This window comes from Arcticibacter pallidicorallinus, from assembly GCF_003002875.1.
In the GTDB taxonomy this organism is placed as follows: domain Bacteria; phylum Bacteroidota; class Bacteroidia; order Sphingobacteriales; family Sphingobacteriaceae; genus Arcticibacter; species Arcticibacter pallidicorallinus.
Map to the genome: position 1 here is coordinate 208,397 of NZ_PVTH01000002.1, position 12,125 is coordinate 220,521.

A 12,125-nucleotide genomic window follows, 5' to 3' on the forward strand; every position below is an offset into this window, starting at 1 on the left:
ACCAAGTATATGAAAGTGAAAAAGATTTTATGCGGTCTGGGAATAGCTCTATCACAAGTGCTGTTCGTAAACGCACAGCCGATAAATCGCCAGGCGGTGGTAAGCCGCCATAATGTTGTTAACACCAAAATTGATTCCCTTACTTCGCTCTCCCTCGGAAATGGAAAGTTCGCTTTCACAGCAGACGTTACCGGTCTGCAGACTTTCCCGGAGGCATACAAGAAAGGCGTAAGTCTCGGAACCCAGTCCGAATGGGGTTGGAATAGCTTTAAAGATACAATAGGGTACGACTTCTCCGAAATCCTCCGGAACTATAATTTAAACGGCAGAATGATCTCCTATGCCGTGCAATGGTCCGAGCCCTTAAGAAAACGGCAGGTAGCAGACTGGTTTAGAAAGAATCCTCACCGCATCCATTTGGGGCATCTTGGCTTTGAAATTCAGAAGCAGAACGGTGCGATGATCAGTAAAACCGATGTTAAAAACATCAGGCAGGAGCTTGACCTCTGGACAGGGATACTCAAAAGTACTTTCACCGTAGACAACATCCCTGTAGAAGTAACCACAACGGTTCATCAGGATCAGGATGTCGTTTCCGTTCGCGTGAAGTCTAAACTTGTTACAAGCGGAAGACTGAAAATCGGCCTCCGCTTCCCTTATCCAACAGCGGAGTTCCTTGATGAAGGCGCTAATTGGGCGGATGCTCAAAAACACCAGTCTTCCATCCTCTCGTCATCAACTGATGGAGCTGTAATCGAGCATAAGCTCGAGGGTATAACCTATTTCTCAAACCTGAAATGGAACGGGGGCAGCGTCAAAGCAGCAACCACCCCTCATTCCTTCCATATCATTCCTGCCAAAGGATCAGATATTCTTGAGCTGAGCTGCCTTTTTAGTCCCGCACAGACAACAGCAGCAGCCGTACCAGCATACCAGGAGAGCGAGAACAGCAGTAAAGCCCAGTGGGCCGCCTTCTGGAACAGCGGCGCAGCGATCGACTTCGCTGGAAGTACTGATCCGAGAGCCAAAGAGCTGGAAAGAAGAACGGTCTTGTCACAATACCTCACCAAGCTGCAGTGCGCAGGGTCTTTCCCTCCACAGGAAACCGGCCTTACTTTCAACAGCTGGTTCGGAAAACCACATCTGGAGATGCATTGGTGGCATGCAGTGCACTTCGCTTTATGGAACCGCGTAGACCTCATGGAGAAGAGCCTTGGCTTCTATGCGCAGGTACAGGAAAAAGCCGAAGCACTTGCTAAACGGCAGGGCTTTAAGGGTGCGCGTTGGCAAAAAATGACCGATCATAACGGAGATGAAGCTCCTTCTTCTGTCGCAGCTTTCCTGATCTGGCAGCAGCCCCACCTGATCTATATGGCCGAACTCGCTTATCGCGATAAGCAGGACATAGCAATCCTTGAGAAATACAAAGACCTGGTATTCGCTACAGCCGAATTCATGGCCTCTTTCCCGACGTATGATAAAGCAAAAGACCAGTACAATCTGGGCAAAGGGCTTATTCCTGCGCAGGAGGTATTTAAGGCTGAAGAAACCTTCAATCCCACCTATGAGCTTGCCTATTGGGATTGGGCGCTTAGAGTCGCACAAACCTGGAAAGAGCGCCTGGGTATGAGCCGCAATGCTGAGTGGGATAACGTAATCAACAAGCTCGCACCGCTTCCGGTATCTGAAGGGGTCTATCTGGCTACAGAAAGCACTCCCGATTCGTATACCACCGATCGCTGGAAGACGGATCACCCGGCTGTTCTGGGAGCTTTAGGTATGGTGCCTCAGTCTAAAAAGCTCGATATGCCAACCATGCAGCGTACTTTAGACCTGGTATGGAAGGTATGGTCATGGGATGCTACCTGGGGATGGGACTTCCCGATGACGGCAATGAACGCTGCCCGTCTAGGCAAACCTGAGCGTGCTATGGACGCACTCTTTATGAAGATACAGACGAACACCTATTTAAAAAACGGACACAACTACCAGGATGGAAGGTTACGTATATACCTGCCCGGAAATGGAGGAGTTCTGACTACCGTAGCCATGATGGCCGGCGGATGGGACGGAAGTCAGGGTGTTAATCCCGGCTTTCCTAAAAATGGAAAATGGAAGGTACGTTCCGAAGGCTTCAAAAAGATGCCCTAATAGTCTAAACATAAAACGGGCTGTCTGATAAAGACAGCCCGTTTTTTTTTATCTCTCCGGTACCAGGTAGGGTACCAGTAACTTTAACGTTTTTTCAAAGCTTATTTAAGCACCACATTGGAGAAATACTTCTGAAATATCGTCAATGCCTTTTGCTTGCACTCTTCACTAGGGCTCTCCGTGTCCTTTAAGGGATAATTCATTTTCATCAATTCCCATTTGTGCAGACCCAACTGATGGAAAGGAATAATTTCAACCCGGTCAACGGTCTTGAAGTCTGCGAAACGCTGTCCCCATTCTTCGAGATACTCTTCCTGATCCGTCCATCCCGGTACGAGCACATACCTCAGCCACATTCGTTTTCCGGTCGACTCCCGGTAATCCGCCAATGCCAGCGTGGCCTTGTTCGTCAGGCCGGTAAGCTTATGATGAATCTCGTCGTTAATATGCTTCACGTCCAGTAGCAGCAAGTCTGTATGCTCCAGAAGCTCATGGACCTGATCATTATTTAAGCGACCATTCGTGTCGAGACAGGTGTTAATACCCTCCGCATGAAGGCGTTTAAAAAAGGTGCTCAACTTGCTTCTCTGCAGAAGAGGCTCACCTCCTGAAACCGTTACACCTCCGAATTTGCCGAAGTAAGATTTCTGGCGAACAGCCCTTTGTACGAGTTCGTCAATAGAAACTAAGGTGCCGCCCCGTACATCAAGAGTATCCGGGTTCTGACAATATAAGCACCGGAACTGGCATCCCTGAACAAAGATCACCATCCTGATCCCCGGCCCGTCATGGGTTCCAAATGTTTCGAGTGAATGAATCCGCAGATGTTCCGGATCATCAAAATTCAATTTAGCCGCTTCAATATCCTGTAATGGAAAATACATGCTGTAAGATGTAAAAAATAATCCAAAAAAAAGAGGTCAGGTTTATACCTGACCTCTAACTATTAATATATATAAAAATCGGTTACATGTTTTCGTGGAAGGTTCTCGCGATTACCTCCAGCTGATGTGCACGTGACAGGCGAACAAAGTTCACAGCATACCCCGAAACACGGATGGTTAACTGCGGGTATTCTTCAGGATGGTTATAAGCATCCATCAAAGTCTCTCTGTTTAGTACGTTTACGTTCAGGTGATGAGCCATGTGCTTAAAGTAGCCTTCCATGGTGTTTACCAGGTTGGTGATCTGCTCTTCACGAGTATCTCCTAACGATTTAGGGATCATAGAAAAGGTATTGGAGATACCATCCTGCGCATCACTATATTTCAGCTTTGCCACAGAGTTTAATGAAGCAATAGCTCCACTGTTATCACGTCCATGCATCGGATTTGCTCCCGGAGCAAAAGACTCTCCAGCCTTACGCCCGTCAGGTGTTGCACCTGTGTTGGTGCCATACATTACGTTAGACGTAATGGTCAGCAATGACAATGTAGGAGTGGAGTTTTTGTATGTAGCGTGCTTTCTCAACTCATTAACAAAGTAATGTGTGATTTCCTGAGCGATTGAATCCGGACGGTCATCATCATTACCAAACTGAGGATATTCTCCTTCGATTTTGAAGTCAACAGTAAGACCTTTTTCATTTCTGATAGGAGTCACCTTTGCGTATTTGATTGCAGAAAGCGAGTCAGCAATGATGGAAATACCTGCAGCTCCGTATGCGATATCAATATGAGGATCTGAATCGATCAGAGCCATCTGAGCTCTCTCATAGTAATACTTGTCGTGCATGTAGTGGATGATGAACATTGCTTTGGCATATACCCTTGCAAGGTCACTCAGCGTGCGTTTGAATACATCCATTACCAGATCATAATCAAGAGGACCTTCTGGTAATTCAGGGATTCCCTTGATGATTTCAGTGCCTTCGTGTTCTTCACGGCCGCCGTTCAGAGCAATCAAAAGGGCCTTAGGCAGGTTTGCACGTGCACCAAAGTGCTGAATTGATTTTCCAATCTCCTGATAAGAAACGCAGCATGCGATACCATAGTCATCAGAACCACGGTTAGGACGCATCAGGTCATCATTCTCATATTGAATGGAAGAAGTATCAATCGATACCTGAGCACAGAAGTTCTTGAACCCTTCAGGAAGGTGTTCAGACCATAGTACAGTCAGGTTTGGCTCAGGTGAAGCACCTAAGTTGTATAAAGTTTGAAGGAAACGGAATGAAGTTTTAGTCACCTTCGTACGTCCGTCATTCAGCTGACCACCGATAGATTCTGTTACCCATGTAGGGTCACCACCAAAAATCTCATCATAAGATCCGGGACGCAGGTGACGTACCAGTCTCAGTTTCATTACAAACTGATCAACCAGTTCCTGTGCTTCCTCTTCTGTCAGAGTTCCTGCTGCCAGGTCTCTTTCAAAATAAATGTCAAGGAAAGAAGAAACGTTACCGAGCGACATTGCCGCGCCGTCCTGCTCTTTTACCGCAGCTAAGTAGGCAAAATACACCCACTGAACTGCCTGGTGTGAATTCACTGCAGGTTTTGATACATCAAAGCCATACTCGGCAGCCATGGTGATCATGTCTTTCAAAGCAGCGATCTGAGCGTTGATCTCTTCACGAAGACGAACTTTGTGCTCTGTCATCTCTCCGCCAACCTTTGCCAGATCAGCCTTTTTGAAATTGATCAGCGCATCTGCTCCGTATAGGGCAAGGCGACGGAAGTCACCGATGATACGGCCACGTGCATAGTTATCAGGAAGTCCTGTAAGAACGTGCTTTGAACGGTATTTTCTGATCTCAGGATCGTAAGCCGCAAAAACACCTTCGTTGTGATTCCTTGCATAATTAAATACGTCTTTTACACGGTCAGAAACTTCCAAACCACGTTCTCTTACTGCAGACTCTACCAGCTTGATGCCACCAAAAGGTTTCATCGCTCTTTTCAGAACCTGATCTGTCTGAAGACCAACGATTACCTCATCGTCCTGTTTGATATATCCGGGCCTGAAGGCCGTCATGTTTGAAATAGTCTCAGTGTCTATTGCAAGGCACCCATTGTTCGCTCTTTCCTGTAGAAGCGCTTCCTTAGCCGCATTCCACAGATTCGTGGTTTTAGCAGAAGGTCCAGATAGGAATGATGAATCTCCGGTATAAGGTTTGATGTTTTTTACAACGAAATCATATACGTTTAATGTTGTGTTCCATTCTCCTTGTTCAAATGGAATTGCTGTGACATCTGTTTTCATAATCTAAAAAATTACTCTTCGTTCATATTAGAATACATCAAATCTACGCAGATTAACGCTCATTAAATGTGACTGGCGTCATCTATTCTGGTGATTTAAGGATCATTAATGAAACCTCAATAAAATTAAGGAATTATTAAGAAATTACCTCTTCTGTTAATATTTTCGTTTTTGCAGCAGGTTTTACAGCATCTATTTTTAACTTTCCTTTCAAAACATATGCCATCACTGCCGTAGCGAACAAAATCCCCGCGAAGCCTGTGAAGATGGGCGTGTAATCGTCTGTCAAAGTAATGAGCCATGGACCGGCAAACGCGGCTGCAGACCAGGCAATCAGCACATAGCCCAGTACCGATCCCATCTTATCCGCCCCATAAATATCCTTGATGAAGGCGGGCATCGTAGCAAAGGCACCTCCGTAGCAACTGATGATGACAAGCACGGCAACGTAAAACAACCATGCAGCCGGCGTGAGGCTAAGGATAAAGAAGCAGGCACTGCCAACAATAAAGAAACACATAAACGTATTCCAGCGCCCGATTTTATCGGAAACGCTGGACCAGATCAGTCTTCCCACCCCGTTAAACAATCCGATGATGCCAACAAACACGATAGCAGCAGCATCACTGATATGGATGATGTCCTTCGCCATCGGAGCAGCTACGGCAATCAAAGCAATACCACATGTTGTATTGAAAAAAAGCATCAGCCAAAGGCCATAGAAGCGTGTATCTGAAAGTAAGGCTGAAGCCGGAACCGAAGATCCTCCGCTGTGCCCATCGTCAACTGCTACCGAAGATCCTGATGCCGGAACCGCCAGATAGAGTGAGGCAACAACCATCAAAGTAAAATAGCAGGCTGCTAGCAAATAGAAGGTATTTGATACCCCAGCCATTGCCGCAATTGGCGAAATGATTTGTGACGCCAGTACAGACCCCGCAGCAAACGACATGATGACCAGTCCGGACGCAAAGCCCGGCTTGTCCGGAAACCACTTTACCACCACAGAAACGGGTGTAATATAGCCAAAGCCCAGTCCGATCCCACTAATTACGCCATACGTCAGATAGAACAGTGGCAAAGACCCGATACTGCTGGCTAATCCAGCTCCGGCGAGTCCTGCTCCAAAAAAAGCAGCGCCAAACAGTCCTGCCTTTTTAGGGCCGATCCTGTTTACAAAGTTTCCCATAAAGGCGGCGGTAAGCCCCAGAAAGCAAATAGCCAGACTAAAAGCCAGCTTAAGCTGATGTGCATCCCAGCCGTTCATTGATTCCAGAGGTTTAATCCATACGCTATATGCGTAAATTGATCCGATAGACAACTGCAATGTCATTCCGGATAAGGCCATTAGCCATTTATTCTTCGAATTCATTTTGGAGAAATTGTTGTCCAAATTTAGCGTCTCTACGTGCCTGAAAAACTGACGCAGGTCATTTATGTACAATATCACAATTTTAAAATGCCAAAAAAGATCGGATTTCTCCGTTATAGTCCTCAATTTGGTATCTTAGCCCGGTATCCACACCAATTCACGATGAAACCCATCCGTTTTTTTGAACATATCCGGATCGATGAATATTCGGCGACTCCAAAGTATCTTCAGCTTACCAATTCCATACTGATAGCTATCGAAGCGGGGAAGATCAGCAAAAATGATATGCTTCCGTCGATAAACGAACTCAGTTATGAGCTGGAAATATCGCGTGACACCGCGGAGAAAGGATATAAATACCTCAAGAAGATCGGTGTCCTGGCTTCTATACCCGGAAAAGGATATTATATAGCCAGTACTGAATTTCGTCAGACGCTTCGGATCTGCCTTTTCTTTAACAAGCTCAGCAGTCATAAGAAAATTATTTATGACGCCTTTATTGCTACCCTGGGTGAGCAGATCGCCGTAGATTTCTATATCTATAACAGCGATTACATGCTCTTCAAAAAGCTCCTTAGCAATAAGATGGAAGGCTATTCACATTATGTTATCATCCCTCATTTTATAGAGGGAGAGGAGAGTGCCTACCAGATGATTAATTCTATTCCCAAGGAAAAGTTGATTATCCTCGACAAAAAAATACCGGGTATAACGGGTGAATATGCAGCAGTTTACGAAGACTTTGAAAAGGATATTTACAACTCGCTGGAGAAAGCCCGCAAGGCCTTAAGTAAATACCATACCATCAAGCTTATATTTCCCGATAAAAGCTACTACCCGCGTGAGATCAAAAAAGGGTATCTCCGCTTCTGCCAGCAATATGCTTTCAACCACAGGATTGTAAACGATATATCCACCGAACCCATTCAGGAAGGTGAGGTTTATATTAATCTGATGGAAAGTGATCTTGTAACATTGGTAGAGAGACTTTTAAATCTTGATTTGAAAATCGGAAAGCAGATCGGCGTAATATCTTATAACGAAACGCCGCTTAAAAGGGTGATTCTAAATGGAATAACGACCATTTCTACCGATTTTCATCAGATGGGAACAGTCGCCGCAAAGATGATCCTGGAGAATTCAAACAAGCATATAGAAGTACCGTTTTCTCTGACTTTACGTTCTTCATTATAAAAATTGAAAACTTCTTTATCACGCATTTGTATTTTTATCAATGGTTAAACACACATATCAAACAGGTTTAATAGGAAACTGTGCATTTCTCGCACATGTACATAAAAACACAGATATCTCCTGGCTCTGCTGGCCTCGTTTCGACAGTACTTTCGTCTTTGGGTCTTTGCTCGATGAACAAAAGGGTGGCGAGTTCAGCATCAGGCCCGCCAGTGAGTTTACCTCTGAGCAGTCTTATCTGGAAAATACCAATGTGCTGGTAACGAAAGTTACCTGCGATGATGGCGAATATCAGATTACCGATCTCGCTCCCCGCTTCTTTCAATATGACCGGTATTTTAAACCGCTTATGCTGATCAGAAAGATAGAGCCAATATCGGGGACACCACGCATCAAGGTTAAATGCGAGCCTGTTACCGAATACGGCAAAAGGAAGCTCCGGGCTCAGCGTGGCAGTAACCATATTGAATACTACGAAGGCGAGGATATCATGCGGTTAACTACCGATATTCCCATTACCTATATCTATGACGAGCGCTACTTTGTGTTAAGCGAAGCGAAATATCTGGTATTGACTTACGGTCACCCCCTGGAAGCACCTCTGGTGAGCACCTGCGAAACGTTCCTCAGGGAAACGGTAAAGTATTGGAGAACCTGGATCAAGTTCTCATCGATAGCAGGATTCTTCCAGGAATACGTCATCCGTTCTGCTCTGGCGCTCAAAATACACCAGTACGAAGATACGGGCGCAATTATCGCTGCAAGTACCACCAGCCTTCCGGAGTACGACGGCAGTGGCAGGAACTGGGATTACCGGTATTGCTGGCTGCGCGATACTCATTACGTGTTGAATTCCCTTAACCACATAGGCCATTTCCAGGAAATGGAAAAATATTTCAACTATGTAGCAGACATTTCGGTATCCGAAGAGTCCCGTTACCAGCCGCTATACCGCATTGACGGCAGCAAGGAGCTGGATGAGTCGATTCTCGAATACCTGGACGGATACAAAGGAAATAAGCCGGTACGTATCGGCAACCAGGCAAACGAACATATTCAGAATGATATCTACGGTCAGGTCATGATCTCCATCATGCCATTGTATACAGACCATCGTTTTATCTTTCGCGAAAGAAAGGATTCCCGTAAATGGATTTCTTCCATCCTGGATAGAATTGAATCTACTATCGATGAAAAGGATGCTGGAATCTGGGAGTTCCGCAACTTTGCCAATACGCATTGTTACAGTAACCTCTTCCAGTGGGCAGGTTGTGCCGCCGCCGCGAAGACAGCCAGCACGATTGGCGATAAAGATCTGGAAGCGAAAGCCCGAAGGCTACAGGCCAGAGCTGCAGAACATATCGAAAGCTGCTATGACCCGGTTCGTAAGGTTTACACGAACGCGGTAGGCAGCGAACACCTAGACGCCAGCACGCTTCAGCTTATTATGATGGGTTATCTTGACCCCACGTCGGATAGGGCAAAAGACCACCTAAAGGCTCTGGAGGCAGAGCTGAAGACGGAGAACGGTCTCATCTACCGCTATCTGCATGCAGATGATTTTGGAAAGCCTAAAACAACCTTCCTCATTTGCGCCTTCTGGTACGTGGAAGCGCTGGCTTGCGTAGGAAGAATTGACGAAGCTGTCACCGAATTCGAAAAGCTGATGAAGTATTCCAATCATCTGATGCTCTTTAGCGAAGACGTCGATGAAGAGACGGGCAGTCAATGGGGTAATTTTCCACAGGCTTATAGTCACGTAGGACTGATGAACGCGGCTTACCGTATTGCCATGAAGCTTGACAAGCCTATATTTCTATAAATAAACATCAAACACAAAAAAAGCCGCTCTGAACGATATTCGGAGCGGCTTTTTTTGATATTCCTTTTTTATACTTCTTCTTTTGCTGCCAGTGTTCTCAGTAATTTTCGAACTTCCCGGTAATCACGCATGTAGAAGCGGGCTGCAGATATATTGCTGCCTATCTTGATCGTGTATGCGTCGGCAGGCAGTGCCTTAAACATATCCTCATCCGTATGGTCGTCGCCCAGAGCCAGAACGTAATCATAGTTGTCTTTGTCCAGCCATGAAGCGACCTTGCCCTTGTTTACTTCGAAATTCTTAATCTCAATGACTTTATTTCCGCCCATCATTTGCAGGCTTTTATCGTCGGTAAGGAATCGCATATTGGTCATCAGCTCATTCGCCCTGAGTTCGCCCAGCCCATCTTCCACTTTCCGGTAATGCCAAACCAGCGAATAGCTCTTCTCTTCAATGAATGAGCCGGGGGTGCGGTCTACATACATTTCCAGCATAGGCATCAGATCTTGTTTCCAATGGTCGTTCAGGCCCGGTAACCTGGTCCACTCTCCATCGGTATGTTTCTGCCATGCGCCATGCTCCGCGATAATATCAATCTTGAGGTGTCCAAACCAGTCTTCCAGTGTTTCGTGGTTGCGGCCGCTCACAATGACCACATCGTTCATCGGCTCACTGATGAGCTCATCCAGTATCTCGTATAGATCATCATCCGGGAACGCCTGGTTAATGTTGGATTTAAACCCAACCAATGTGCCGTCATAATCCAAAAAGATAAGTCTCTTTTTGGCCTGACGGTATTCATCTTCGATATACGTCATTGTCGCCGCTCCTACATGCTTTGCCTGCATCGAAGCTTGCAGTTGTTTCACCTCATCTAATCTGTCCATATATATTTTTACCCAGTGTCTTACATTGAATTTAGCGACGACTTCCCGCATCGGTACCATTCGTCTGAGCTGTTCTTCCAGAGGCATATTAATAGCCTCAATCATCGCGCGGTAGAGCTCGCCTACGTTGTTCGGGTTAACAATGATAGCGTCAATAAGTTCTTTGGCGGCGCCGGCCATCTCGCTTAAAATCAGAACGCCTGTGTTATCGGTTCTGCTCGCTACGTACTCCTTACTTACCAGGTTCATCCCGTCGCGCATAGGGGTAACCAGACATATCTCAGCCATATTGTAAAGGGCCGAGAGCATCTCCGTCTCGAATGAGCGGTAATAGTAATGAATCGGGTTCCAGTCCAGCGTGCGATATCTCGAGTTGATATTACCTACCAGCTTGTCAATTTCGTCCCGCAACTCTTTGTATTGAGGAACGGTGTCCCTGGAAGGTACTACAATCATATACAACACCACCCGTTCATGGTACTCCGGGTTCTTTTGCAACAAAATATCGTATGCCTGCAGGCGCTGCAATATGCCCTTACTGTAGTCAAGCCGGTCAATCGACAAGATCATTTTGAGATCCTGAAAGTTTTCTTTCAGCTTAGACACATTCTCAAGCACCAGACGGTCATGTGTAAGCGACTCGTATTTCTTTTCGTCAATTCCCATGGGGAATGCCTCTACGATAACCTGACGGTCATTGTAATTGATCTGGTTTGCCGAAGCATGCAGCGGAAGCAGACGTGTGATGGAACTTATAAAGTGTCGTGCGTCATCAAAGGTATGAAACCCGATCAGGTCAGCTCCAAGCATATTCTCCAACAATTCAGCCCTCCAGGGGATAAGGCGGAAAAGTTCATACGATGGAAAGGGTATATGCAGAAAAAAGCCGATCGTAATATCGGGTTGTTCTGCGCGGATGAGCCCCGCCAGTAACAGGAGTTGGTAGTCATGGATCCAAATGATATCACCGGGTTCGGCGATTTCCAGCACAGCCTCCTTGAATTTATGATTTACGGCCAGATAACTGTCCCAGTAACTCTGCTCATAATGTGCGTACGTAGGATGATAGTGAAAAACCGGCCAGAGTGTTTCATTCGAGAATCCTTCGTAGTATAAGTTGATCTCTTCCTGTGTAAGAAAGACCGGAAACAGGTTAATCTCCTGTAGCCTGTCTTTTATCTCTTCTTGTTTGCTTTCTGATTCTACTTCAATACCCGACCATCCGAGCCACATATTATTACCCTGACGATAGATGGAGCCAAGACCTGTTGCAAGGCCGCCTTCACTTTGCTTCAACTCAATTTTATCATCGGACTCTGTGATTTTGACTGGTAGCCTGTTTGATACTATAATCGTCTTCATGAATTATTTTCCCTTTATTAATTAAGACTGAAATGCCGTTTGTGTTTGATTTTTTTCAAAAAAGGGCCATTCCTGATACCAGAATCGAGCTAAAGGAGCTATCGGAGGATATCTGAAATGCCTTATGTAGATGGTG

The 12,125-nt window shown here is 45.8% G+C and carries 7 protein-coding genes; 3 read left to right on the forward strand and 4 right to left on the reverse strand.

What is annotated here, in order from left to right; all coding sequences use genetic code 11:
* The first annotated feature begins 9 nt into the window (after positions 1 to 9).
* Positions 10 to 2,151 carry a hypothetical protein gene (locus tag B0I27_RS03665; protein WP_106291553.1) on the forward strand — a complete coding sequence of 714 codons (2,142 nt, stop codon included), beginning with the start codon at positions 10 to 12 and terminating at the stop codon, positions 2,149 to 2,151.
* A 101-nt stretch (positions 2,152 to 2,252) separates the two neighbouring features.
* Here the strand turns inward: B0I27_RS03665 and pflA are convergent, their stop codons facing one another.
* The 3 genes from pflA to B0I27_RS03680 form a co-directional block, all read right to left on the reverse strand.
* Positions 2,253 to 3,035, reverse strand: coding sequence for a pyruvate formate-lyase-activating protein (gene pflA / locus B0I27_RS03670; protein ID WP_106291555.1), 783 nt, complete (start codon positions 3,033 to 3,035; stop codon positions 2,253 to 2,255).
* Between the two features lie 82 nt (positions 3,036 to 3,117).
* Entirely contained in the window at positions 3,118 to 5,352 is a 2,235-nt protein-coding gene (pflB, locus tag B0I27_RS03675; RefSeq protein WP_106291557.1) for a formate C-acetyltransferase, read from the reverse strand.
* Positions 5,353 to 5,488: 136 nt separating this feature from the next.
* Complete coding sequence (locus B0I27_RS03680) at positions 5,489 to 6,724, reverse strand: L-lactate MFS transporter (RefSeq protein WP_106292088.1); 1,236 nt, start codon at positions 6,722 to 6,724, stop codon at positions 5,489 to 5,491.
* Between the two features lie 162 nt (positions 6,725 to 6,886).
* On the opposite strand from B0I27_RS03680, the gene B0I27_RS03685 reads away from it, so the two are divergent.
* Positions 6,887 to 7,918, forward strand: coding sequence for a GntR family transcriptional regulator (locus B0I27_RS03685; protein WP_106292090.1), 1,032 nt, complete (start codon positions 6,887 to 6,889; stop codon positions 7,916 to 7,918).
* 40 nt (positions 7,919 to 7,958) lie between these two features.
* Positions 7,959 to 9,740, forward strand: a complete 1,782-nt coding sequence (locus B0I27_RS03690) for a glycoside hydrolase family 15 protein (protein WP_106291559.1) — start codon at positions 7,959 to 7,961, stop codon at positions 9,738 to 9,740.
* A gap of 68 nt (positions 9,741 to 9,808) precedes the next feature.
* Here the strand turns inward: B0I27_RS03690 and B0I27_RS03695 are convergent, their stop codons facing one another.
* Positions 9,809 to 11,989, reverse strand: a complete 2,181-nt coding sequence (locus tag B0I27_RS03695) for a bifunctional alpha,alpha-trehalose-phosphate synthase (UDP-forming)/trehalose-phosphatase (protein WP_106291561.1) — start codon at positions 11,987 to 11,989, stop codon at positions 9,809 to 9,811.
* Positions 11,990 to 12,125 lie beyond the last annotated feature (136 nt).

Excerpts from the sequence above, each read along its gene's own strand:
- B0I27_RS03665 (WP_106291553.1), top strand. The coding sequence starts at position 10 with ATGAAAGTGAAAAAGATTTTATGCGGTCTGGGAATAGCTCTATCACAA.
- pflA (WP_106291555.1), bottom strand. The coding sequence starts at position 3,035 with ATGTATTTTCCATTACAGGATATTGAAGCGGCTAAATTGAATTTTGAT.
- pflB (WP_106291557.1), bottom strand. The coding sequence starts at position 5,352 with ATGAAAACAGATGTCACAGCAATTCCATTTGAACAAGGAGAATGGAAC.
- B0I27_RS03680 (WP_106292088.1), bottom strand. The coding sequence starts at position 6,724 with ATGAATTCGAAGAATAAATGGCTAATGGCCTTATCCGGAATGACATTG.
- B0I27_RS03685 (WP_106292090.1), top strand. The coding sequence starts at position 6,887 with ATGAAACCCATCCGTTTTTTTGAACATATCCGGATCGATGAATATTCG.
- B0I27_RS03690 (WP_106291559.1), top strand. The coding sequence starts at position 7,959 with ATGGTTAAACACACATATCAAACAGGTTTAATAGGAAACTGTGCATTT.
- B0I27_RS03695 (WP_106291561.1), bottom strand. The coding sequence starts at position 11,989 with ATGAAGACGATTATAGTATCAAACAGGCTACCAGTCAAAATCACAGAG.